We start from the raw sequence: 23,374 nt of genomic DNA on the forward strand, positions 1-23,374 counted from the left end.
CATGCTGCATTACTTTATCCGGCGTATGAACCTGTTGATCATCACCTTCTTGGTGATCAACCTTATCGCCTTTCTGTTTCAACCCACCCACGACGCCAACCTGTCACCGAATCTGTGGTTGGCTGAATACTGGCGCTTTGTCGGTGCGAACCTGCGCGGTGACCTTGGCATCTCGGTGGTAAGCGGTAAGCCGGTTGCGGAAGAGGTACTGCGCTATCTGCCCGCGACCCTCGAGCTGTGTATCGTGGCGTTCGCAATCTCGTTTGTCGTCGGCGTGCCAATTGGTACCTTGGCAGGTGTCTACCAGCAACGCCCTCTGGGTAAGTTTATTAACGCCGGCACCCTGATTACCCAAAGCATTCCAGTTTTTTGGTTGCCACTGCCGCTGATGATGAGCGTGGTGTCACTGCAAGGCTGGTTCCCAATTTCCGGGCGCTACGATCTATTGTTAGAGATCCCTCAGCACACCGGCTTTGCCATGCTCGACGTGTTCTGGCTGCCTGAGAGTCAGCGCTGGCCGGCTATGTACAGCGTGCTCAGCCATATTGTGTTGCCGGGTATTGTGCTGTCGGTCATTCCCACCACCGAGCTAGTCAGACACTTAACGACCTCCACTGCGAAAGTCATGGAGCAAAACTATGTTAAGGCGGCTGCCACCATGGGTAAGTCCAAACTGAGCATCGTGCTACGCCATGTGCTGCACAATGCCTTGCCACCAATCTTGCCAGGCTTAGGCTTGCAGTTTGGTAGCGTACTCACCGCAGGGATGGTGCTAGAGATGGTATTCGCTTGGCCTGGGATTGGTCGCTGGCTGATTAACAGTATCTACTTCGAAGATTATGTGGCCATTCAAGGCGGCATGCTCGTCATCGCCACGCTGGTGATCACCACCTTCGTGGTGACGGATTTATTTACCGCCCTGATCCACCCCTTGCGCCGCAGAGAAGTGTATGCCCTACGCTAAGATATTTACCGAAGACATCACCCCCAGCAACGCACAAAAGGTGCTACTGCGCTTTCAGAAGAACACCTTTGCGGTGATCGGCTTCTGGGTGTTCGCCCTGTTTCTAGTGATTACGCTGTTTGCTCCGTTTATTGCGCCCTACGCCTTGGAGTTTCAAGGTCAAAGTCTATTCCAGCCACCTTCCTGGCACTCCAACGGCTCGGTGGACCACTTTCTCGGTACCGATGGTTTGGGCCGCGATATTCTTAGCCGGCTGATCTATGGCGTGCAGCTCACCGTTGGCGGCGCCACTTTCGTTACGCTTATTGCGGTGGCGATTGGCCTGCCGCTGGGGATCTTCTCTGGGATGAGTCGTGGCATCAAAGCCAGTGTGCTGCACCACTTGATGGATACCGCGCTGTCTATCCCCACTCTGCTGATTGCCATCATGATTGTGGCCTATCTTGGCCCGGGCCTAGGAAACACCCTGATCGCGATTACCTTGGCGCAAATCCCCCAGTTTATTCGCTTCACCTATATCGCGGTATCAAGCGAGATGCAAAAAGAGTATGTCACTGCGGTGCGCCTTGATGGCGCCACCAACCTGCGTATTCTGCGCTACGGCGTGCTGCCAAACATCAGCGATTCGATTGTCATGCAGCTGACCCGCTGTTATACCAACGCCATCCTGTACATCACTGCGATGGGCTTTATCGGTATTGGCGCCCAAGCGCCGCTGCCAGAGCTTGGCGCCATGATTGGTCAATCGCGCGATCTGTTGTTTGTTGCCCCTTGGACCATCTCCCTGCCCGGTTTAACCATCATGCTGTGCACACTGAGCGTTAATGTGGTGAGCGATGGTGTTCGCAAGGCCTTGAGTGAGGGAGTGGACTAATGGCACTGATTGATATTCGCAACCTCACCATCGAGATTGACACCCCCACTGGCACCGTAAAAGCGGTGGACAAGGTGAGTCTGACCTTGGCCGAGGGCGAGATTAAAGCTTTGGTGGGCGAATCTGGCTCAGGTAAAAGCCTGATTGCCAAGGCCTTGTTGGGGGTGACTAAACCAAGCTGGCGAGTTCGCGCAGATCGGATGCGCCTCGGCGACCAAGACCTGCTCTCGCTGTCGCCCAGCCAACGCCGGAAAATCCTCAAAAATGATATCGCGATGATTTTCCAGGAACCAAGCTCGTGTCTAGACCCATCGGTCGAGGTCGGCAAGCAGATTGAGCAGGCAATCCCGCTTTCCAAGGTAAAGGGTGGTTTTTGGCGACGCTTCCAATGGCGCAAGCGCCAAGCGGAGGCACTGCTGCACAAGGTGGGCATCAAAGACCACCGCGCAGTTATGCAGAGCTTTCCCTATGAACTCTCCGATGGATTGTGCCAAAAGGTGATGATTGCCATGGCGATTGCCTCGCAGCCGAAGGTATTGGTGGCCGATGAGCCCACCACCGCCATGGAAGCCACCACTGCCAATCAGATCCTGCGGCTACTGCACAAGCTCAACAAGCTGAACAATACCGCCATCTTGCTGATTACCCATGACTTGCACACACTAGCCGATCTCGCTGACACCATCAGCGTTATCTACTGTGGCCATATCGTGGAGTCGGGACGCTACGATCAGGTGCTCGGTCAGCCCTATCATCCCTACACCGGCGCGCTGCTTGATGCCATGCCTACCCACAACCGCGACTTGGAGAAAAAAGCCAAGCTACCTACCCTGCCCGGGGCTATCCCAGCCTTGCAGCATCTGCCCATTGGCTGCCGCCTTGGGCCGCGTTGTCCAAAAGCGCAGCGCGAGTGTGTGGTGCAGCCGCAGCTCAAAAAGTTTAAAGGCCATTTATATGCCTGCCATCACCCCAATAATTTCCAGCAGAAGGAGAATGGCTAGTGGCTAGTCAGTTAATCGTTCGCCACCTTAGCCAAGACATCCACGTCCACTCCGGCTGGTTGGGGCGTAAGAAGGTCAAGGCAATTGATGATGTCAGCTTTGAGCTAGACGCAGGCGAAACCTTGGCAATCATCGGTGAGACCGGCTCAGGCAAGTCTTCTCTGGCCAAACTGCTGGCTGGCATCAATAAGCCCACCAAGGGCGATATCTTCGTTAATGGCGAAGCGCTACGTTTTGGTGATTACACCCGCCGCTGTCGCTTGGTGCGGATGATCTTCCAAGATCCCGATAGCTCGCTCAACCCGCGCCTGCCGATTGGACGGATCCTATCCGCCCCCTTGGTGTTGAACACAAAAATGAACGAGCAGGAACGCAAACAGAAGATCGCATCTGTGCTGCGCACCGTAGGCCTGCTAGAAGAACATGCCGAGTTCTATCCGCAGATGCTCTCCAATGGGCAAAAACAGCGGGTATCTTTAGCGCGAGCAGTGATCTTAAGCCCCAAAATCATCATCATCGACGAGAGTATCGCCGCTCTGGATATCTCCGTGCGCTCGCAAATCGTCAACCTGCTACTCGAGCTACAACGCAATTTCGCCATTAGCTACGTGTTTGTGTCTAACGACTTAGCCTTGGTGCGCCACATCAGCGACAGCGTGCTAGTCATGCAGCGTGGCCGTGCAGTGGAGTATCGCCCCACTGAAGATCTGTTTAACGAACCTCAACACGAACTTAGCCAACGCCTGCTACAAGCCTATCGCAGCGAGTTCAGAAAATAGCCGCTACTGCTCTGATCAGACAGGCATTTTGCTGATATCTCCGGTAAGCATGCTAGAATCGCCAACAAGATGATTGGAGGCCCAAGCGGCCACCTCAGGTTAAGGACAAGTAATGATTATCAAACCTCGTATTCGTGGCTTTATCTGTACCACGACCCATCCCGTGGGCTGTGCCGCCAATGTTCAAGAGCAGATTGCCTACACCAAGGCACAAGGCAAGATCGGCAATGGCCCGAAAAAGGTGCTGGTTGTAGGCTCTTCTAGTGGCTACGGACTCTCCTCGCGTATCGCTGCTGCCTTTGGCTCAGATGCTGCAACCATCGGTGTGTTCTTCGAAAAGCCCGGCACCGCTAAAAAGCCAGGCACTGCTGGTTGGTACAACGCCGCTGAGTTTGACCGCGCGGCCAACGAGGCTGGCCTGTACGCCAAGAGCATCAATGGTGATGCCTTCTCCCATGAGGCCAAGCAAAAAGCGATTGAGCTGATCAAGCAAGACCTTGGTCAAGTGGATATGGTGGTCTACTCTCTGGCATCCCCTGTGCGTAAACACCCAGACAGTGGCGAGCTGATCCGCTCTAGCCTTAAACCTATCGGCGATGTGTATACCGCTACCGCCGTTGATACCAATAAAGACACCATCATCGAGGCGTCAGTAGAACCAGCCACCGAGCAAGAGATCCAAGACACTGTCACCGTAATGGGTGGTGAGGACTGGGAGCTATGGATCGATGCGCTCGACAAAGCGGGCGTATTGGCGGAAGGCTGCAAAACTGTCGCCTACAGCTATATCGGCACCTCGATTACCTGGCCTATCTACTGGGAAGGCGCGCTAGGTAAAGCCAAGATGGACCTGGACCGCGCATCTACTGCTCTCAACCAGCGCCTACAAGCCAAAGGCGGTAGCGCCAACGTGGCGGTGCTTAAGAGTGTGGTCACCCAAGCCAGCTCGGCGATCCCGGTGATGCCACTGTACATCTCAATGGTATTTAAGCTGATGCGTGAGCAGGGCCTGCACGAGGGCTGTATGGAACAGATCTACCGTATGTTCAGCCAGCAACTCTACCGTGAAGATAAGGCCGCTGCAGAAGTGGACGAGGCCAACCGCCTGCGCCTAGACGATTGGGAGTTGCGAGAAGATATTCAAAACGCTTGTGTAGGGCTGTGGCCAACCATCACCACCGACAATCTGAAAGAGCTGACTGACTACGCCCAGTACAAAGACGAGTTCTTGAAGCTATTTGGCTTTGGTATCGAAGGCATCGACTACGAAGCTGACGTGAACCCTGAAGTCGACTTCGCACCAGAATCTCTGTAGTTCGAAAATCAAGTCACGCTAAACCCGCAGCTAGCTGCGGGTTTTCTATGAGTGGGATGTTATATGCGAGGGCTGTTCTATCCTACGAGCCTTCTGACCTAGTGACACTCTGAGCTATTGGTTATCGTAGCTATTGATTATCAGAGCTGGGCGTAAACAGGTCCACACTGTCATCCAGCTCAGCCTTCGGCGCCGAGCCACTGGCAACAATCTTGTGGAAGATCACCTTTCCCACCCTCGGGTAAAAAGTCGTTAACATCTCCCCGCTCGGACCAACCACGTACTCGTTCTCCCGCGACGGCGAGACCACCGCCACCCGATTGCCATCAATCTTAAACTGGGTCGCCACATAGCGGCCGTTCTCTATCTGGCCGGTCTCAGTAAACTCCAAAACCTCGCGCTTACCATAGAACTCCACCTCTGATCGCCAGCGCCCCACCAATGGGTTGTGCTGCACCCGCTCTGGTAGTCCTAGCCAAGTCGGAAAGAACCAGTATATGCCCGCGAGAATGACCACCGTTGAGGCCACACCAATCAGCCACTGTAGTTTGGGTTTTGTTAACACCTGCTTCTCCCTAAGCGATAGCGACAAAAAAGGGCGCTGTGATGCGCCCTTTTGATGATTACTTAAAATGCTAATTATAACAACTCTTTGATGTCCGCTTGGTTACGAAGCACATCAATTAGCAGGCGCATACCTGAGTCTAGCTTGCTATCAGAAAGACGGCCTAACCACTCGTCTAGCTGAGTCTCACTCACGTACTCGGCATCGGTCACGCTGTTTAGCTTTAGCACGATGATATCGCCGGTCATGCTGCTAGCTTGGCTGACTACCGCGCTATCAATCGGCTTGGCCATAGAGAAGATATGGTTCATTACCGCAGGCTCATAATCTACCGAGGTACGAGTCAAACCGGTGTTCTCTTCCAAGCTCAGCGATTTGCTTGCCAGCAGCTCAGCCAAATCCTGCTCGCTTGCTAACAGTTCAACCAGCTCAGCAGCAAACTCTTGGGCGGCTTGCTCTGCATCGTCGATGCGCAGCTCTTCGATCAACTGCTCTTTCACTTCGCTCAGTGGCTTCACTTCTGCTGGGTGGAACTTGTTGACGCGAACGACCAAGGACTTGGTATCAGTCAGTTGTAAGGCTTCGCTGTTCAGGCCTTCGGCGATAAAGTCGCGGTCAAACACCTGATTAAACACAATTGGGCTCGCCAACTCGCCTTGGGCATTTGCGCGGGTAAAGCCGTCAACAGTGATAAGCTCAAGGCCGGTTTCGCCAGCAACCTCATCCAGTGAATCTGGCAGCTCAAACGCCAACTCACTTAGTTGCTGTGCCTGCTGGTAGTAGTTATCAGTTGCCAAACGCTTAGCCAGTTGCTCACGGATTTCGTCTTTAACCTCGTCCAGTGGCGATGCTTGTTCGGCTTGCACCTCGAGTAGCTTGATGATGTGCACACCAAAGGCAGACTCAACCGCAGCGCTTGTTGCATCATCTTCGCTTAAGGCAAAGGCGGCATCTTCAAAAGCAGGGTCCATCACACCACGTTCGAACCAGTCAAGCTCACCGCCATTTTGGCCACTGAAGGTGTCGTCTGACTCGCTTTCGGCCAAGGCTGCGAACTCTTCGCCAGCGGCCAACTTAACCAGAACCTCTTCGGCACGCGCTTGCGCGTCATCGCCAGTGAACAGGATATGTGCAACACGACGCTTCTCAGCTTGAACGTAGTTATTCTTGGTTGCCTGATACTGCTCTTCGATTTGTGCTTCAGTCACTTCGATAGCGTCAACCAGCGCGTCGCCGTCGACCAAGATGTACTGAAGGTCTACGGCTTCGTCAGACAGCAGGCTGTCTTTGCGTTGCTGGTAGTACTCTTCCAAACGCGCATCGTCGATCGGGTCTTCACTGCGGAACTTGCTCAGGCTCAGGGTTACGCTGCTAACGTCGCGCTTTTGCTCGTTCAGTTGCAGCAGTTGGCGGGCTTCGGCAGGCAAGGCGAATTCACTGCCTAGCAGAGCGAATTGCAGTTGCTGACGGCTCAGGTCACCACGGATCAGCTCACGGAACTGATGGTGTTGGTAGCCAGCGCGGAAAATGGCCGATTGGTAGCGCTCGGTATCGAACTCCCCGTCAACCTGAAACTCTGGCATGCTGCGGATGGCCGCGCGCACTTGTGCGTCACTGGCACGTACTCCCAAGCGATTCGCCGCTTGGTCAATCAGTCGCTCGTTGATCATGCGGTCAAGCACGTTGCGACGGAACTGAGCCATGTAAGCCGGGTCACTGGCAAAGTGATTGAAGGTTTCACCAAACTGCGCTTCCATACGGGCGCGCTCATTTTGATAGGCTTGATCGAATTCAGCGCGGCTGATCTCCTCGCCATTGATCTTGGCAGCTAAAGGCTCTTGGGGTGTGGCTACGTAGCTACCAACACCGGCAAGGGCAAACGACAGGATAACCAGACCGAGGATAACCTTGGCAGCCGTACCTTGGCTTCCTTCTCGGAACTTTTCCAACATGCTTAGTTCACTCTTTTACAACGATGACTTACGAAAAGGCGCACCGGGTGATGCGCCTTGAGAGACTGTGGTTAGCCCACAGCTAAAATTAGTTAACAGCGTCTTTTAACGCCTTTCCAGCTTTGAAAGATGGAACGTTTGCCGCAGCAATTTGAATTTCTTGACCGGTCTGAGGGTTGCGACCAGTGCGCGCAGAGCGTTCTTTAACTTGGAAAGTACCAAAACCAACCAGTGCTACGCTATCGCCTTCTTTCAGAGAGTCTGCTACCGCTTCGATTAGAGAATCTAGCGCGCGACCAGCAGCAGCTTTAGAGATATCTGCACCTTCTGCAATCTTGTCTACGAGTTGAGCTTTATTCACTTTGTATTCCTCTTTTAGTTATTCCTTTGTGTTACCGCAGGTCGATCCCTAAACGTGGGTCTTATACGACCGCTAAGTTAGCCTTTACCGGAAAGTCCATCAAATCTATCCCTGCAAGGGCTAACTTATAGCCCTTGCTATGGGCTTGCAAGCCTTAGGTAACAAACACGTTTAAATTATTTGCTTTGACTCAAGATTTCGCAGAATCAACGCTGAAGCGCTCGGGACATTGCTCCAAAGCCACGTCCAAAACCTGCTCGATCCAACGCACTGGAATGATCTTTAGATCGCCAATCACGTTCTCTGGGATCTCCTGCAGATCGCGCTCGTTTTCCTGTGGAATCAATACCGTTTTGATACCACCGCGATGCGCTGCCAACAGTTTTTCTTTCAAACCTCCGATCGGCAACACCTCGCCGCGCAGGGTAATCTCGCCGGTCATCGCCACGTCGGCTTTCACCGGATTGCCAGTTAAGCTAGAAACCAGTGCGGTACACATTGCGATACCCGCGCTTGGGCCATCTTTTGGCGTAGCACCTTCCGGTACGTGAACGTGAATGTCACGCTTCTCGTAGAAGTCGGCATTGATGCGCCACTTATCGGCACGCGAGCGTACTACGGTCATGGCTGCTTGAATCGACTCCTGCATCACATCACCGAGCGAGCCGGTGTAGGTCAGCTTGCCTTTACCCGGTACCGATGCGGTCTCGATAGTCAGCAAGTCGCCGCCTACCTCGGTCCACGCCAAACCGGTCACCATGCCGATGCGGTTGTTCTCGTCGGCCTTGCCGTAATCAAAGCGCTGCACACCCAAGAAATCTTTCAGGTTATCTTGGCTGATTTCGATCTTCTTAATCGACTTGTCCAGCAAGATGTTCTTCACAGCCTTACGACATAGCTTGGAGATTTCACGCTCCAGGCTACGTACCCCGGCTTCGCGGGTGTAGTAACGGATGATGCCGATAATCGCACTGTCATGGATCTCTATCTCGCCGGGTTTCAGGCCGTTACGCTTGATTTGCTTGGCCATCAGGTGCTGCTTAGCAATATTGAGCTTCTCGTCTTCGGTGTAACCAGACAGGCGAATCACTTCCATACGATCGAGCAACGGGCCCGGGATATTCATCGAGTTAGAGGTGGCTACGAACATCACATCGCTCAGGTCATAGTCCACTTCCAAGTAGTGGTCGTTAAAGCTGTTGTTTTGTTCTGGGTCGAGCACTTCAAGCAGGGCCGATGCTGGATCACCGCGCATGTCTGAGCTCATCTTGTCGATCTCATCGAGCAAGAACAGTGGGTTTTTCACCGCCACCTTAGACATCTTCTGAATCAGTTTGCCCGGCATGGAGCCGATATAGGTACGACGGTGACCGCGGATCTCTGCCTCATCACGCACCCCACCCAACGCCATACGCACATACTTGCGGCCGGTGGATTTAGCGATAGACTGGCCCAGCGAGGTTTTACCTACGCCAGGAGGCCCTACCAAACAAAGGATTGGGCCCTTGAGCTTGTTCACACGATTTTGCACCGCCAAGTACTCGAGGATGCGCTCTTTCACTTTCTCTAAGCCGTAGTGGTCTTTGTTGAGCACCTCTTCGGCTTTAGATAAGTCGCGCTTCACCTTCGAGCGAGCAGTCCAAGGGACACCCAACATCCAATCGATGTAGCTACGCACCACGGTAGCTTCAGCTGACATCGGCGACATCATCTTCAGCTTGTTCAGTTCGGCCTGAGTCTTCTCTTTGGCCTCTTCGGGCATCTTGGCTTCTTCGATGCGTTTGGTCAGTTGCTCAAACTCATCCTGGCCTTCGTCCATCTCACCAAGCTCTTTCTGAATGGCCTTCATTTGCTCATTCAGGTAGTACTCGCGCTGGCTCTTCTCCATCTGCTTTTTCACCCGGCCGCGGATTTTCTTCTCCACGTGCAACAGGTCAATCTCAGACTCCATCATCGCCATCAGGTATTCGAGACGCTCGGTTACACTGGCGATCTCCAGCACCGATTGCTTGTCTTCAAGCTTGAGTGGCATGTGCGCGGCCATGGTATCGGCCAGGCGCGCTGCATCGTCGATGCCGGAAACCGAGGTGAGCACCTCTGGTGGGATCTTCTTATTAAGCTTGATATAGCCTTCAAACTGGTTGATGGCCGAGCGCACCATCACTTCCTGTTCGCGCTCATCGGGCAAATCAGAAAGCAGGTACTGCGCTTGGGCTACGTAAAATTCGTCGTGATCAACAAACTCTTCCAAGCGGGCTCGCTGGCTACCTTCCACCAACACCTTAACGGTGCCATCAGGCAGTTTAAGTAGCTGCAAAATATTGGCGACGGTGCCGACTTCGTAGAGGTCCTCGACTTGAGGATCGTCATTGCTGGCATCCTTTTGCGCTACGAGCAGTACCTGTTTGTCCTGAGACATTGCATTTTCTAAGCAACGAATCGACTTCTCACGGCCTACAAACAGCGGAATAACCATATGCGGATAAACAACCACATCGCGCAATGGTAATACGGGGATTTCAAAACGCTCGGAACGCTCTAAGGTCATGTCTTCCTCTTCACCTTAGTTAATCATCTTGAATCAGTATATTGGGGCTCGCGTTGAGGATTCAATCGACGAGTGTCGATATTTTTTGATTTCGCCATCAACTGCCTAGTTTTTCCGCAAGACTCAGCGTAAACGACGCCGAACCGTACCAGTAACCTTACCCGCCATGCGGATTAAACTCTGCTGGGTGTGGCAATGACACAAGGCAACCGCCAACGCATCGGCCGCATCCGCTTGAGGTTTCGCAGACAAATTCAGCAAATGCATCACCATGGCCTGCACCTGAGTCTTGTCTGCCCCACCCTTGCCAACCACCGCTTGCTTGATTTGCCGGGCAGAATACTCCGCCACTGGCAACTCGGCGTTCACCCCTGCCACAATCGCCGCACCACGGGCTTGGCCGAGCTTCAAGGCCGAGTCGGCATTGCGCGCCATAAACACCTGCTCAATGGCAAACTCATCGGGGCTAAACTGGGTGATGATCTCACTGACGCCGGCGTAGACATGTTTAAGCCTCGCCGGCAGCTCTTTCTCTTGAATCCGAATACAACCGCTTCCCAAATACTCAACGCCGCGAGCTGTCAATCTGATCACGCCGTAGCCGGTGAGTCGCGAACCGGGATCAATACCTAGAATAATACTCACGTCTTATAGGCTCTCTGCCAACTCATCAGAGATCTGGCCGTTGTGATAGACCTCCTGCACATCATCATCGTCTTCGAGCATGTCGATTAAGCGCAACAGCTTGGGGGCCGTATCGGCATCGAGTTCAGCAAAGGTCGAAGGCAGCATGGTCACCTCGGCATTGACCGACTCAAAGCCAGCGGCATCCAGCGCATCTTTTACCGCACCAAACTCTGCGGGCTCGGTGTGCACATCTACGCTACCATCCTCATGGGCGAGCACATCTTCAGCGCCCGCTTCTAGGGCTAGCTCCATGAGCTGTTCTTCATCAATGCCGGGGGCAAAGCTAATCACCCCTTTTTTCGAGAATAAGTACGCGACACTGCCGTCTGTTCCCAGGTTACCACCACTTTTAGAGAAGGCATGGCGCACGCCGGATACGGTGCGGTTGCGATTATCGGTCATGGTCTCGACCAGCACCGCGGTACCTCCCGGGCCGTAGCCCTCGTAGATAACCGTTTCCAGCTGTTGGCCTTCAAGCTCACCGGCACCACGTTGGATCGCGCGGGTGATGGTGTCGCGCGTCATATTGCTCGATAAAGCCTTGTCTATCGCTGCACGCAAGCGAGGATTGGCGTCGGCATCTGAGCCTCCTTCTCGGGCAGCAACGGTAAGTTCGCGAATCAGTTTGGTAAAAATCTTGCCGCGCTTGGCATCTTGGGCGGCTTTGCGGTGCTTAATGTTCGCCCATTTACTATGTCCGGCCATATATTCTCCTGTAGAACGTAGACCGTCGTTACTCCTTATGTCAGACGTAAGGTGCGCGGTCTTTTGGCGCGACTATATCATAAGTCTCTTCCAGCACCGGACCTTGGCTCACAGAAAAAACCACCTATTTACGGGTAATTAGACCAGACAGCCGTAAAAGCTACGCTATAGTGTTAATAAACAATACACAGTGGCAAGGACGTCATACATTGTGGTTTGCAGGCAAGGACGCATAATAACGCGCTGGTCGCGAAGAAGTACGCTAAGGTCGGTCCTCATCTCCGGCTTGTTTTTATTAGTGCTTCAAACACTCTCAACGGTAGCTCACGCAACCAGTGGCCTTTGGGTTGTGACCAACAGCCTGAACAGTGTTGCACTCACCGAGCGACATATAAAGAACATCTTTTCACTCAAGCAAAAGTCATGGCCCAACGGCTCGCCCATCCAGATTGTGGTGCTACCACAAAACGACATCCTGCATGAGCGTTTTTGTCTGGATACCTTGGACCTGTTTCCTTATCAACTAAACCGAATATGGGAGCGTCAAATCTACACCGGTAGTGCAATTGCTCCCATTGTGGCGCGCAGTCGTAAACAGCTTCTCGATTACGTTCTTACCCACCCCAACGCCATTGGCTACATCGATTCGGAGGTAAGTGATGAAAGTATCACGCTGTTTGCTATTGATTAGCCTACTCAGCATGGGTACAGGTATAGCCAGAGCTGAACAGCAGTTTAGCTGGGGTGGTTTTCTGTCTGCCGCCTACTTGGACGTATCAGATAACAGTTTCTACGGCTACGACAGCGGCGACAGTGGCCCGCTACTAGAAGCCGGACTTCACGGCTACTGGTACTTGAATCGCTACTTCTCAGTAAGTGGCTTGGTCATCGCCAGAGAGAGCGGCGATTGGTTTGAGTCGGGCTTGGAGATTGATTACCTCAATCTCACTACCCAGTTGGCCGAAACGGAGTCGTGGTCAGCCAACGTGCAATTGGGCCGCTTTAAACTGTCCAATGGGATCTATGGTGCGACCCGTGATATCCCGTTCACGCGCCCTAGCATCATTATGCCCCAGTCGATCTACCACAATATCTTTCGCGAACAGAACCTGCGTGCCGATGGCGTGCGCTTCAATCTCAGTTACTGGACGGAGAGTAACCAAGAGATCACGTTTTCTGCATCCGTGGGCAAAGAGCCTTTAGATGAAAGTTTCAGCCGCCGTTTCTTTGGCCCCGAGCAAAGTGGCGAGTTTGAGGCAGATTGGAACACCAGCATTGGTCTGCGCTACCGGCCAAGTAGCGCGTGGTTGTTTGGCTTTGACTATCGTCGATTAAAGCTTAGCCTCAAAGATGAGATCGTAATTCCGCTGCCTATTTCAGAAACACAATTTGCCCCAGTGCCAGTTGATTTCTATTTCGATACTGACCAATACCTGTTGTCGGTGCAGTACTCCCAGCGCTACTTTGAGATCACCAGTGAACTAACCTTCCGCGAAGGGGGCACCTATGGCAAGAGTAGCTCGCCTCTAGGCGGTTTTGTCACCCCGGCATTTGATGGCAGTACCGACATGCAAGCCTTCTACCTGCAAGGTGTCGCCTATGTTCATCCTCAGTGGCAGGTGCTGTTGCGCTATGACCGAGTACACTTTACCGAAAGCGATATTCCACGAAACTTGAAGGACTTACATGATGTAGTTATTGGCGCGAGTTGGCAGCCTACCAACGACTTGTTGGTGCGCCTTGAGCACCACTGGTTGACGGGAACCTCGACGCTGCCGCCGGTTAACGATTTACCTCCAGTCTCTTCCACATACAACCCAGAGCGTCACTGGCGCATGTTTGCGTTAGAGCTGAGTTATCGTTTCTAGCGGATAAGGAGCTATCGATGCGTTCATTGAGTCACTTTCCGTTGCTGGACGTCGCTAACCGCTTTGTCAGTGTCAGACTGAAACTGGTAATTGGTTTGTTCGTGTTAGCCATTACCGCGTTGTGCCTATTTGGCTACAGCGCAGCAACCTATTACCAAAACCAGGAACAGCAACTGCGCTCGAGTTTATTTAACAACTATTTTGAAGAATTTAATGATCAGATCGTCAAACTCAAAGACAGCATTACCTATATCTTCGAAGCACAAGTGGTACTTAGCCAAGCAGACAATTTTGAGGCATTGAATGGCTACCTTGAGCAGGCACTTCCTGAGCTGCAGTGGTTACTTCCCATCTCTGACGCATGTATCGCCCAATACAACAAAATACCAAGCTGCTTCCAGCAAACTCTGCTGCCTCCCGATAGCCTAACCGCGCAGGTTCAAGCAAATGCAGGACCATCCCACGTAATCGATTGTCGCGAGTATTGCTCGCTTTGGATCGCACTGCCAGTACGCACAGCCCGCAATCAACGCGGGATTTTTTCGTTTAAGCTGGACTTAGCGGAAGCGCTAATCAATGTAGCCCAGCGAGATGATATCGATGTCGCGATCATCGATATCCGTCCTCAAGCTGAAAAATCGATACTCATCGCCACTCAAACCGAGCGCCAAAGTAACACCTGGTTTGATAACGCGCTGAAACAGGCAAACTCAAGTGCAGCCAGCTTTCAAGTTGATGGCGAGTATATTGAAACCCAGCAATTCTCCTTGGCTAGCCAAGGTAACCACAACCAGCGCCTACTCATTGCCAAAAACTGGAGCGAGCAACATGCACGCAAACTGTCACACTACCAAAACTTGATATTGTTATTGCTGGCGACCGGAATAATGAGCGTGGTGACAGGCTTTTTACTCATGAAGCGGCCATTGCGCAGCCTGCGCTATCATGCCACTCACCTTCCTGCCATTCTCGACAATCGAGGCTATCGACCTCAACCTCCACGTAGTGGTTTACTCGATGAGTTTGATTCGTTAGACCGTATTTCTTTAGAGCTCGCGGACAAATTCGCAACCATGCAGCAGCGCATTGAAGCAAACACCGCTAGCCTGGAGAGAATGGTTTTGATTGACCAGCTAACAGAGTTACCCAATCGAACTTCTTTCCGCCAACAGCTTGATAGGTCGATGAAGCAAGCCCAATCAAGCAATACCGATCTCAGCTTGCTGTACATCGATATTGACGACTTCAAGACCATCAATGATAAGCTCGGTCACAAGTTCGGTGATCAACTACTCAAACGCTTAGCAACCCGCTTGGTTCAGCTTTGCCCTTCCGATAACCACGCATTTCGCCTTGGCGGCGACGAGTTTACCGTGATTCTGGTCGGCCATAACGACGAGTCAGTAATGGCCTTTGCTGATAACCTCGCCCAATGGTTAGCGCGCGACATCACCATTGAAGACGTCACCATCAGCGTGACCCCCAGCATTGGGGTGGCTAACGCCCAACAGTCGTCCTACGACAGTGACCTCATTACCCAATATGCAGATCTCGCAATGTACGCCTCAAAGCGCAAAGGTCGTAACTGTGTAAGCCACTTCAATATCGAACTCGCCAAGCACAATGATTTAGTTTTCACCATTGATAGCCAGTTCAAAGAGGCGATGCGCAACGATGAACTGGAATTGTTTATGCAGCCGCAAGTCTCCATGTTGGAGCAACGGATCATTGGCTTTGAGCTATTACTCCGTTGGCGCCACCCAGAGGAAGGCTTGATAAGCCCTGGACGCTTTTTAGATGTAATAGAAAAGGGTCGACACATTATCCCACTTGGTTACTGGGTAATCGACAAAAGCATTGCACTACTCGAAGAAATGGAATATCTCGGTCTGAAAGGTTTAGTCATTGCTTTCAACGTTAGTGGTCGGCAGTTTGATGATAAGAGCTTCGCCACTCGTCTAATTCAGAAATTCCAATCCGCCGGCGAGCTGTCGAATATATTAGAACTTGAAATCACTGAAAGCGCGGCACTGACGAACTATCAGCAGGTACAGAGCCAACTTTTCGACATACGAGCAGCCGGCATAAGAGTAGCCTTCGATGACTTTGGGAAGGGCTTCACATCACTCAGTTACCTGAGTAAGCTCGATTGCGACAAGATAAAATTTGACCGAGAGTTTGGGCTCAACGCCATCTCATCCTCTTCATCCCAATACATTTTGCTCAGCATGCAAAAGTTGATGAGCCAACTCAACTATGACGTGTTAGTTGAGGGGGTTGAGACAGTTGAACACGCCAACTGGCTGAAATTTAATGGCTTTGACAAGGTACAAGGCTATTTGTTTGGTAAGCCGGTGACCAAAGACCAAGCCTTGGAGATGCTGGCGAGAAGCAAACAGACCTCATCGTTGATTAACGAGCAAGGTTATCAGATTGAACTGGCCCAGCTGCCAACAGCGTCGGCGCGCCACTGACCGGAAAGCAGCTACGCCTAGACACAAAAAAGGAGGCAATCGCCTCCTTTTTAAGTCGCTTTAGCAAACGTTAATTACGCTTTCTCTTGCGGACGAATCGTCAGAGCTAGCTCTTCTAGCGCCGCAGGGTTGGCTGCGCTTGGTGCGTTAGTCAGCGGACACGCGGCGGTGGTGGTTTTCGGGAATGCCATCACGTCACGAATCGAGCTTGCGCCGGTCATCAGCATCACCAAGCGGTCAAGACCGAAGGCCAGGCCAGCATGCGGTGGCGCACCGTATTGCAGGGCATCCAGCAAGAAGCCAAACTTGTCTTGCGCTTCTTCGTCGCTGATACCCAAGGCTTCAAAGGCTGCTGCCTGCATCTCTTGGCGGTGAATACGCACACTACCACCACCCAGCTCAACACCGTTCAACACCATGTCGTAGGCGTTTGAGTCGATGTTGGCAGGATCGGCCAGCAGCTGCTCTGGGCTTACGCCTTCTACTGGCGCAGTAAATGGGTGGTGCATAGCGTGGAGCTTGCCGTCGATCTCTTCAAACATTGGGAAATCAACAACCCATAGCGGCTTCCACTCGTCGCTCACCAAGCCTAGATCTTCACCCACTTTCAAACGCAGCGCGCCCATGGCTTCGCATACAGTACGCGCGTTATCCGCGCCGAACAAGATAAGGTCGCCATCTTGCGCGCCACAGCGCTCAACGATTGCCAGAGCAATCTCAGGGGTCAGGAACTTAAGAATTGGCGATTGCAGGCCATCTACGCCATCGGCCAGTGCATTGACTTTCATCCATGCCAGACCTTTCGCGCCGTAGATACCCACGTACTTGCCGTAGTCATCAATTTGCTTACGTGACAAGCTTGCGCCGCCCGGTACGCTCAATACTGCAACGCGGCCTTTCTCGTCGTTGGCAGGGCCTGAGAATACCTTGAACTCAACCTCTTTAAGCAAATCTGCCACATCCACCAGCTGCATTGGGTTGCGCAGGTCTGGCTTGTCAGAACCATATAGACGCATGGCTTCAGAGAATGGCATCACTGGAAACTCGCCCAGATCAACGTCCATCATCTCTTTGAACAAATCACGGATCATGGTTTCAGTCACCGCCATCACCTCATCAGAGCTCATAAATGAGGTCTCGATATCGATTTGGGTGAACTCAGGCTGGCGGTCAGCACGCAAGTCTTCATCGCGGAAGCACTTAACGATTTGGTAGTAACGGTCCATGCCCGACATCATCAGCAGCTGCTTAAAGATCTGCGGCGATTGTGGCAATGCAAAGAACTCACCTTTGTGAGTACGGCTTGGCACCAAGTAGTCGCGCGCGCCCTCTGGCGTGGCCTTGGTAAGAATTGGGGTTTCGATGTCGAGGAAGCCATTGTCTTCCATAAAGCGACGAACAAAACCGGTTACCTTGGCACGGAACATCATGCGCTGAGTCATCTCAGGACGACGCAGGTCCAGGTAGCGGTATTTAAGACGTTGCTCTTCGCTGTTATCTTGGTTGCTGTCCAGTGGCAGCGGCGCGGCACGGTTGAGGATCTCGAGCTCAAGGCCTAGCAGCTCAACTTCACCGGTGGTCATGTCGGCATTCACCTGGCTCTCTGGGCGAGCACGAACACGGCCTTTCAGCTTCACGCAGAACTCGTTACGCAGGCTGTTAGCAATCTCGAACACCTCTGCGCGATCAGGGTCAAACACGACCTGCACGATACCTTCCCGGTCTCGTAGGTCGATGAAGATCACGCCGCCTAAATCACGACGACGATTCACCCATCCAACCAAATTAATTTCCTGATCGACCAATTGCTTGGTCACCTGTCCACAGTAAACACTACGCATTAAGCTATCCCGTTATAATCTTTTTGAAGCGGGGCAAGATTGCACCCTCACCTCGGAGCGAACCTGTTCGCCCTCGATGATTACCTATAAAAGCGGATAGTATAAAGAAACCGCCACGAAAATCAGTAGCCTCAGACAAATTTGTGGTGTTCTTGCAAAATCAGCTAGAATCGCCGCCGTCTAATGTAGGTAGAAAGTATGAGTAACAACAAAGACACCCTGTTTTCCCAGCCTATTACTGAACTCGGCGGGTTTAGCTTCGATAAGCAAGTGGTCGAGGTGTTCCCCGATATGATTCAGCGCTCGGTGCCGGGGTACAGCAACATTATCAGCACCATCAGCCATCTCACTGAGCAGTATCATCAGCCAAACAGCCGACTGTACGATCTCGGCTGTTCACTGGGCGCCGCCACCTTGGCGATGCGCCGCGGCGCCAGCAAACCCGGCGTGGAAATCATTGCGGTGGATAACTCTGAAGCGATGGTTGAGCGCTGTCAGCTGCACTTGAGCGCATTTAAAGCCGACGTGCCGGTCGAGGTGCGCTGCGAGGACATTAGCCAGACCGAGATTAAAGACGCCTCGGTAGTCGTGCTCAACTTTACTCTGCAGTTTATCCCGTCAGAGCAGCGCCAAGTGCTGATCGACAAGATCTATAAAGGCATGAAATCCGGCGGATTGCTAATTGTCAGCGAGAAGTTTCGCTTCGAAGATAGCGATATTCATGACGTACTGGATGAGCTTCACTTGGACTTTAAACGCGCCAATGGCTACAGCGAGTTAGAGATCAGTCAAAAGCGCAGTTCGCTGGAGAACGTGCTAGTGCCCGATACCATTGAACAGCACAAGCAACGCTTTGCCACCGCAGGGTTTGCCCACAGCGATATTTGGTTCCAGTGTTTTAACTTCGGATCCTTGGTTGCGATTAAGGCCTAGTCTCAACCTTATTAAGGACAGGCCAAGACCAGCATAAAAAAGGCGCTAACAGCGCCTTTTTTATTACTCAACCGCCGCAGCAATCTTATCCGCCAGTTCTTGCAAGCTGGCCGGATCGACCATCTCCTTGGCATGCACCTTCGCCTTAGCAAACGAGCCAGGAATAATGTGAAAGTGCAGGTGCGGCACAGTTTGCCCAGCTTCCGCGCCATTGAACTGTACGATGGTCACACCCGCCGCGCCGGTGGCTTGTTTTACCGCTTTGGCCATCTTCTTCACCACTTTAATGGTTTCTGCTGCTGCCGCATCGCTAAGGTCAAGCAAGGTTTCAGCGGGTTCTTTGGGCAATACCAAGGTGTGTCCTTCAGCTTGAGGCATGATGTCCATAAACGACAAGCAGTGCTCATCTTCGTAGACCTTTACACAGGGCATTTCGCCGCGCAGGATTTTAGCGAAGATGTTATTAGGGTCGTAGCTCATGTAGGTATCTCTGTATTGGCTATATAGATCTATAGTCTGAAAAACACCGGCCAATGTACAGCACTAAAATGTGCATCGTACCAGCACACGACTTTCCGAATAAGGCTTATAAAACAATCCTTTTGCCACTTCGATGGTGTTTCAAGAGCAGCCTAAAACAGCCCGCTAACGCTTATTTACACCGCAAACAACAAGGGCGCCAGTATTAACAGGCGCCCTTTCCAAGCTATCTGCTTGTTCATCAAATCTTAAACGTAGAGACTTCTTTGTGAAGCTGGCTAGAGATACGGTCGAGATCGGTTGCCCGCTGGGCGCTTGCATGAGCCTGCTCAGCTAACTCCAATGACGCATCTTGAATACCTTGGGTATTGCGGCCAACTTCCTCGGTGACCGCCCGCTGCTCCTCTGCTGCGCTGGAGATCTGTGTCGCCATATCACTGATTTGGTTAATCGAGCCTGTAATGTTCTCCAACATCTCAGTGGCGCGCGCTGCATCCTCAACGCTCACTCGTACTAGTTGCTGGCTCTCTTGCATGGTGGTCACAGTGCTGTTGGTGTTGGACTGCAAACGCTCTAACATGGCGCGGATCTCCTCTGTCGAGCTTTGAGTACGCTGCGACAGATTACGCACTTCGTCGGCCACCACCGCAAAGCCCCTACCCTGGTCACCGGCCCGCGCCGCTTCAATTGCAGCGTTGAGGGCCAACAGGTTGGTTTGCTCGGCAATGCCTTGAATGGTGGAGAGGATCGCGCTGATCTCTTGGGTGTTCTTCTCAAGCTCTTGTACGGTGTTGGCAGCATCGTCCAGCTGACCAGCCAAGCTATCTACCTGTTGCTGATTGCGACCAATCAAGCGCTTGCCCTGCTCACAGGATTCGGCAGACTCACGCGCCGATTCTGCAGTTTGCTCAGCGTTGTTCGCCACTTCGTTGGCGGTCGCTGCCATCTCATTGACTGCGGTGGCGACTTGGGTCACCTCGGATTGTTGGGCAGCTATCTGGGCATTGGAGGTTTCGGTACTCTGATTGGCCAACTCTGCAGACTTTTTCAGTTGATCAGCGTCGGTAGCTATCGACTTAATCAGGCTGTGCAACTGCGCGATAAAGGTGTTGATGTGATTCGCCAAGGCGCCAATCTCGTCATGGCGCTCAATATCAACCCGTTGAGTGAGATCCCCCTCGCCCGAGGACAAGGCGCTGACCGCATCGTTGAGCTGCTGCAGCGGCTGTAGTAAACGGCTGATCAGCCAATACATCACCAAGGCAATCACCACGAAGCTGAGCAGAATAAACATGATGTTGCTCACTACAAACTGGCGCACTGGGCTCATCACCGCACTCTCAACATGAGCCAGCAACAAGTACCAGCCGGTGCCAGGTACCACTGACACTTTCAAGAGCACCGGCTCGCCATCGATATCAGTACTGATGAGCTCATGACTGCCACTAAGCTGCTGTAAGGTGGCACCGCTTAGCTCTGGTGCAATCTCACTGAGCGGTTTAAGCACTTTGCTTTCGTCGCGGTAGATTAGCACTGTCCCCTCGGCATCGACCATCAGAGGGAACAGCCCTTCATCTTCGAGCAAGCTAACCATATCGGTGACCACATCTAAGGTCAGATCGCCGGCGAAGACCCCACCACTGACACGCTTCGCAACTGAAATCACTAAGCCGCCCAGGCTGGCATCCTCATAGGGGCTGGAGATAAATTCGCCTTGATTAACCGCCCCTTGATACCAAGGCCGCTTACGCGGATCGTAGCCCGGCGGTAGCGGGTCGTCTGGGTCATCCATGATCATATCACCCTGCTCGCTGCCAAAATAGAAGGCGCGGAAATCACCGCTGCGGGCAGCTTGCTGCAGATGAGCAAGAAACTGCGGAGAGTCCGAGTTCACATCAATGGATGATGAAATAGCCAGTTTGGATTGAAACCAACCTTCAATCTGATCCACCGCCGACTCTGATAACTGGCGCGCGTCAGATTGGGTGATCTCCAACATGTTGTTTTTGATCAAGCGGTACTGAAACACCCCGCTAACTAGGCTCAACAGTGCCACAACGGCGATTACCGACAGCACCAAACGCTGACGTATAGATAATTTGTTCATTGTTCGCTCCCCGGCAGCGAATTACTTAATATTTTTAGCTCTATGCCTGCTGGACTGTGTTAGCATTCGCTAATCCTAAACATGACTTAAGCGACCATGATTAACTGTAGCAGAGCGTTTCTACTGGCATTTTTGTCAATGTTAACGACGCCAAGCCTGGCAACCGTGCAGATTAGTCCTCTCGATACCGCCTCTGAAGTACTCTGGGATTGCCCCGCCTCAGCCTTTATCGTGCGAACCCTCCCCGAAGCTAAAGAAGACAAGGGCGACGCCGATCTGGTTTTTCAGATCACCACCGAGCCGCGCAGCAGTGGCGACTATCAAATAGCTCACTACCGCCATCGCCAGACAGAGACCCATTATCAGATGCTTTGGTCAGAGAGCTTTGAGTGGCTCAAAGCCTTTCCATCAAGCGAAGCCAAGCCCTTGGATAAACCCTTGTTGCTAGCGCTAAGTCGATTGGATAACAGCAGCCTGAGCCTCGGATTGATTCCACTAAACCCAGAGCAAGACTGGATAAACAGTTTGATGCTCGACAGCCACATACAGTCGCGCACTCCGCTGCTAGTATCGTTGATCGGCGCCAAGCTGAGCTCTCAGCAGCAGGCTACGCTGCGGGCCGGGAACTTAACGCTTCACCATGGTTCGAGTCAAGCATGGCTGAGCCGCGGCTTGAACGTTTGCCAACACAGTGCCGGCGATGATGGCTCCAGCGAGATCCGCTTTACCTTTGCGCCGTAACGACTAAAGCAATGCATCTAAGCCATAGCATCTGAACAATTGCGTCTAAACGAATACGTCTAAAACAGGACGTCTACACTCAACACAGTGACCTTATACACCGAACAACCATGTTAGATTTTTCAAACTTCTACCAACTTATTGCTAAGAACCGTTTGCAGCACTGGCTGATCACCCTGCCAGCACAACTGGCTAACTGGGAAAAAGAGCACGCCCACGGCGACTTCCCGAAGTGGCAACGGGTGCTCAATAAGCTGCCGGACATCACCACCGAACACTTGGAGCTAAAAGACTCCGTCACTATCGGAAATGGCCAGGAGCTAAGCAGTGGCGAACAAAAAAAAGTCGAGAGCTTGCTTCATCACCTCGAGCCTTGGCGCAAAGGCCCGTTCTTTATCCATGGCATCCATATCGACACCGAGTGGCGCTCTGATTGGAAATGGGAGCGCCTGCTGCCGCACATCAGCAATCTAAAAGGCCGCTACGTGCTCGATGTAGGCTGTGGCAGTGGCTACCACATGTGGCGGATGCGTGGCGAAGGAGCAAAGTTTGTTGTGGGTATCGACCCCTCTTCGCTGTTTTTGATGCAGTTCGAGACGGTGCGTCACTTTGCCAACAACGACCAGAACATTCACCTGCTGCCGCTAGGTATTCAGCAACTACCCGCTTTAGAGTGCTTCGACACGGTTTTTTCGATGGGCGTGTTGTACCACCGTCGCTCGCCAATTGATCACCTGTTCCAGCTTAAGAACCAGCTCACCAAAGGCGGTGAGCTAGTGCTGGAAACCTTGGTGGTAGATGGCGATGAGAACACAGTACTGGTGCCGGCTGGCCGTTATGGCAAGATGCCCAACGTGTGGTTCTTGCCCAGTACCGCGGCATTAAAGCTTTGGTTGGAGAAAACCGGCTTTGTTGATGTCAAAGTGGTCGACGTGGATGTAACCAGCTTGGAAGAGCAACGCGCCACCGAGTGGATGAAGTTTGACTCACTGGAGACCTTCCTCGATCCACACGACCGCAGCCGCACCGTGGAAGGCTTGCCCGCGCCTAAACGCGCCGTTTTGGTGGCAACCAACCCAGACTGACAACATCGTTAACCAATAACAGTGATGAGCCAGCAATTTCTGTAAGACTGGCTTATGCTCTGTGTGACAAATCGTAACAGCGCGCCTTTTCGCA

The 23,374-nt window shown here is 52.5% G+C and carries 20 protein-coding genes; 11 read left to right on the forward strand and 9 right to left on the reverse strand.

Features of this window, described 5'->3' with window-relative positions; translation table 11 throughout:
• Nucleotide 1 precedes the first annotated feature (1 nt).
• The 5 genes from G462_RS0120460 (at nt 2) to fabV (ending at nt 4,933) form a co-directional block, all read left to right on the forward strand.
• A complete protein-coding gene (locus G462_RS0120460) occupies nt 2–964 on the forward strand; it encodes an ABC transporter permease (protein WP_026960625.1) in 963 nt (320 codons plus the stop codon).
• The gene (locus G462_RS0120465; RefSeq protein WP_026960626.1) at nt 951–1,838 is read left to right on the forward strand and encodes an ABC transporter permease subunit; all 888 of its coding nucleotides are present in this window, start codon (nt 951–953) and stop codon (nt 1,836–1,838) included. The genes G462_RS0120460 and G462_RS0120465 overlap by 14 nt, the downstream gene beginning before the upstream one ends.
• Nucleotides 1,838–2,839 (forward strand): peptide ABC transporter ATP-binding protein, encoded by a 1,002-nt coding sequence (locus tag G462_RS0120470; RefSeq protein WP_026960627.1) that lies wholly within the window; start codon nt 1,838–1,840, stop codon nt 2,837–2,839. The genes G462_RS0120465 and G462_RS0120470 overlap by 1 nt, the downstream gene beginning before the upstream one ends.
• Nucleotides 2,839–3,618 carry a peptide ABC transporter ATP-binding protein gene (locus G462_RS0120475; RefSeq protein ID WP_026960628.1) on the forward strand — a complete coding sequence of 260 codons (780 nt, stop codon included), beginning with the start codon at nt 2,839–2,841 and terminating at the stop codon, nt 3,616–3,618. The genes G462_RS0120470 and G462_RS0120475 overlap by 1 nt, the downstream gene beginning before the upstream one ends.
• 112 nt (nt 3,619–3,730) lie before the next feature.
• Entirely contained in the window at nt 3,731–4,933 is a 1,203-nt protein-coding gene (fabV, locus tag G462_RS0120480) for an enoyl-ACP reductase FabV (protein ID WP_026960629.1), read from the forward strand.
• 130 nt (nt 4,934–5,063) lie between these two features.
• On the opposite strand, the gene G462_RS0120485 is transcribed toward fabV, so the two are convergent.
• From G462_RS0120485 to G462_RS0120510, 6 genes are all read right to left on the reverse strand, one after another.
• On the reverse strand, nt 5,064–5,498 hold the full coding sequence (locus G462_RS0120485; RefSeq protein ID WP_026960630.1) for a DUF2850 domain-containing protein: 435 nt from the start codon (nt 5,496–5,498) through the stop codon (nt 5,064–5,066).
• A gap of 74 nt (nt 5,499–5,572) precedes the next feature.
• On the reverse strand, nt 5,573–7,450 hold the full coding sequence (locus tag G462_RS0120490; protein WP_026960631.1) for a SurA N-terminal domain-containing protein: 1,878 nt from the start codon (nt 7,448–7,450) through the stop codon (nt 5,573–5,575).
• An 88-nt stretch (nt 7,451–7,538) separates the two neighbouring features.
• A complete protein-coding gene (gene hupB, locus G462_RS0120495; RefSeq protein WP_026960632.1) occupies nt 7,539–7,811 on the reverse strand; it encodes a nucleoid-associated protein HU-beta in 273 nt (90 codons plus the stop codon).
• 190 nt (nt 7,812–8,001) lie between these two features.
• Nucleotides 8,002–10,359, reverse strand: a complete 2,358-nt coding sequence (gene lon, locus G462_RS0120500) for an endopeptidase La (protein ID WP_026960633.1) — start codon at nt 10,357–10,359, stop codon at nt 8,002–8,004.
• Nucleotides 10,360–10,482: 123 nt separating this feature from the next.
• Entirely contained in the window at nt 10,483–11,004 is a 522-nt protein-coding gene (gene ruvC, locus G462_RS0120505; protein WP_026960634.1) for a crossover junction endodeoxyribonuclease RuvC, read from the reverse strand.
• Nucleotides 11,005–11,007: 3 nt separating this feature from the next.
• Nucleotides 11,008–11,751 (reverse strand): YebC/PmpR family DNA-binding transcriptional regulator, encoded by a 744-nt coding sequence (locus G462_RS0120510; RefSeq protein ID WP_026960635.1) that lies wholly within the window; start codon nt 11,749–11,751, stop codon nt 11,008–11,010.
• Nucleotides 11,752–12,100: 349 nt separating this feature from the next.
• On the opposite strand from G462_RS0120510, the gene G462_RS23610 reads away from it, so the two are divergent.
• From G462_RS23610 to G462_RS0120525, 3 genes are read left to right on the forward strand one after another with little or no spacing between them, the layout of a single operon-like run.
• Nucleotides 12,101–12,442 (forward strand): hypothetical protein, encoded by a 342-nt coding sequence (locus G462_RS23610; protein ID WP_051326897.1) that lies wholly within the window; start codon nt 12,101–12,103, stop codon nt 12,440–12,442.
• A complete protein-coding gene (locus tag G462_RS0120520; protein WP_026960636.1) occupies nt 12,411–13,619 on the forward strand; it encodes a TonB-dependent receptor in 1,209 nt (402 codons plus the stop codon). Before G462_RS23610 ends, G462_RS0120520 begins: the two co-directional genes overlap by 32 nt.
• 17 nt (nt 13,620–13,636) lie before the next feature.
• A complete protein-coding gene (locus G462_RS0120525; protein ID WP_026960637.1) occupies nt 13,637–16,093 on the forward strand; it encodes a putative bifunctional diguanylate cyclase/phosphodiesterase in 2,457 nt (818 codons plus the stop codon).
• A 74-nt stretch (nt 16,094–16,167) separates the two neighbouring features.
• On the opposite strand, the gene aspS is transcribed toward G462_RS0120525, so the two are convergent.
• On the reverse strand, nt 16,168–17,934 hold the full coding sequence (aspS, locus tag G462_RS0120530; RefSeq protein WP_026960638.1) for an aspartate--tRNA ligase: 1,767 nt from the start codon (nt 17,932–17,934) through the stop codon (nt 16,168–16,170).
• A gap of 198 nt (nt 17,935–18,132) precedes the next feature.
• Here aspS and cmoA point away from each other — a divergent pair, with 198 nt between their 5' ends.
• Entirely contained in the window at nt 18,133–18,867 is a 735-nt protein-coding gene (cmoA, locus tag G462_RS0120535) for a carboxy-S-adenosyl-L-methionine synthase CmoA (protein WP_026960639.1), read from the forward strand.
• 63 nt (nt 18,868–18,930) lie between these two features.
• Here cmoA and G462_RS0120540 read toward each other — a convergent pair whose 3' ends face one another.
• Nucleotides 18,931–19,347 carry an HIT family protein gene (locus G462_RS0120540; protein WP_026960640.1) on the reverse strand — a complete coding sequence of 139 codons (417 nt, stop codon included), beginning with the start codon at nt 19,345–19,347 and terminating at the stop codon, nt 18,931–18,933.
• A gap of 241 nt (nt 19,348–19,588) precedes the next feature.
• Nucleotides 19,589–21,454 carry a methyl-accepting chemotaxis protein gene (locus G462_RS0120545; RefSeq protein WP_026960641.1) on the reverse strand — a complete coding sequence of 622 codons (1,866 nt, stop codon included), beginning with the start codon at nt 21,452–21,454 and terminating at the stop codon, nt 19,589–19,591.
• Nucleotides 21,455–21,592: 138 nt separating this feature from the next.
• On the opposite strand from G462_RS0120545, the gene G462_RS0120550 reads away from it, so the two are divergent.
• Together G462_RS0120550 and cmoB are read left to right on the forward strand one after the other, a co-directional pair.
• Nucleotides 21,593–22,195: a hypothetical protein gene (locus G462_RS0120550; protein WP_026960642.1), complete on the forward strand. Its 603-nt coding sequence runs from the start codon at nt 21,593–21,595 to the stop codon at nt 22,193–22,195.
• A 110-nt stretch (nt 22,196–22,305) separates the two neighbouring features.
• Nucleotides 22,306–23,280: a tRNA 5-methoxyuridine(34)/uridine 5-oxyacetic acid(34) synthase CmoB gene (gene cmoB, locus G462_RS0120555; protein WP_026960643.1), complete on the forward strand. Its 975-nt coding sequence runs from the start codon at nt 22,306–22,308 to the stop codon at nt 23,278–23,280.
• Nucleotides 23,281–23,374: the final 94 nt, after the last annotated feature.

The organism is Aliagarivorans taiwanensis DSM 22990 (assembly GCF_000429505.1).
In the GTDB taxonomy this organism is placed as follows: Bacteria; Pseudomonadota; Gammaproteobacteria; order Enterobacterales; family Celerinatantimonadaceae; genus Aliagarivorans; species Aliagarivorans taiwanensis.

Excerpts from the sequence above, each read along its gene's own strand:
- G462_RS0120460 (WP_026960625.1), top strand. The coding sequence starts at position 2 with ATGCTGCATTACTTTATCCGGCGTATGAACCTGTTGATCATCACCTTC.
- G462_RS0120465 (WP_026960626.1), top strand. The coding sequence starts at position 951 with ATGCCCTACGCTAAGATATTTACCGAAGACATCACCCCCAGCAACGCA.
- G462_RS0120470 (WP_026960627.1), top strand. The coding sequence starts at position 1,838 with ATGGCACTGATTGATATTCGCAACCTCACCATCGAGATTGACACCCCC.
- fabV (WP_026960629.1), top strand. The coding sequence starts at position 3,731 with ATGATTATCAAACCTCGTATTCGTGGCTTTATCTGTACCACGACCCAT.
- G462_RS0120490 (WP_026960631.1), bottom strand. The coding sequence starts at position 7,450 with ATGTTGGAAAAGTTCCGAGAAGGAAGCCAAGGTACGGCTGCCAAGGTT.
- lon (WP_026960633.1), bottom strand. The coding sequence starts at position 10,359 with ATGACCTTAGAGCGTTCCGAGCGTTTTGAAATCCCCGTATTACCATTG.
- G462_RS0120510 (WP_026960635.1), bottom strand. The coding sequence starts at position 11,751 with ATGGCCGGACATAGTAAATGGGCGAACATTAAGCACCGCAAAGCCGCC.
- G462_RS0120520 (WP_026960636.1), top strand. The coding sequence starts at position 12,411 with ATGAAAGTATCACGCTGTTTGCTATTGATTAGCCTACTCAGCATGGGT.
- G462_RS0120525 (WP_026960637.1), top strand. The coding sequence starts at position 13,637 with ATGCGTTCATTGAGTCACTTTCCGTTGCTGGACGTCGCTAACCGCTTT.
- aspS (WP_026960638.1), bottom strand. The coding sequence starts at position 17,934 with ATGCGTAGTGTTTACTGTGGACAGGTGACCAAGCAATTGGTCGATCAG.
- cmoA (WP_026960639.1), top strand. The coding sequence starts at position 18,133 with ATGAGTAACAACAAAGACACCCTGTTTTCCCAGCCTATTACTGAACTC.
- G462_RS0120540 (WP_026960640.1), bottom strand. The coding sequence starts at position 19,347 with ATGAGCTACGACCCTAATAACATCTTCGCTAAAATCCTGCGCGGCGAA.
- G462_RS0120545 (WP_026960641.1), bottom strand. The coding sequence starts at position 21,454 with ATGAACAAATTATCTATACGTCAGCGTTTGGTGCTGTCGGTAATCGCC.
- G462_RS0120550 (WP_026960642.1), top strand. The coding sequence starts at position 21,593 with ATGTTAACGACGCCAAGCCTGGCAACCGTGCAGATTAGTCCTCTCGAT.
- cmoB (WP_026960643.1), top strand. The coding sequence starts at position 22,306 with ATGTTAGATTTTTCAAACTTCTACCAACTTATTGCTAAGAACCGTTTG.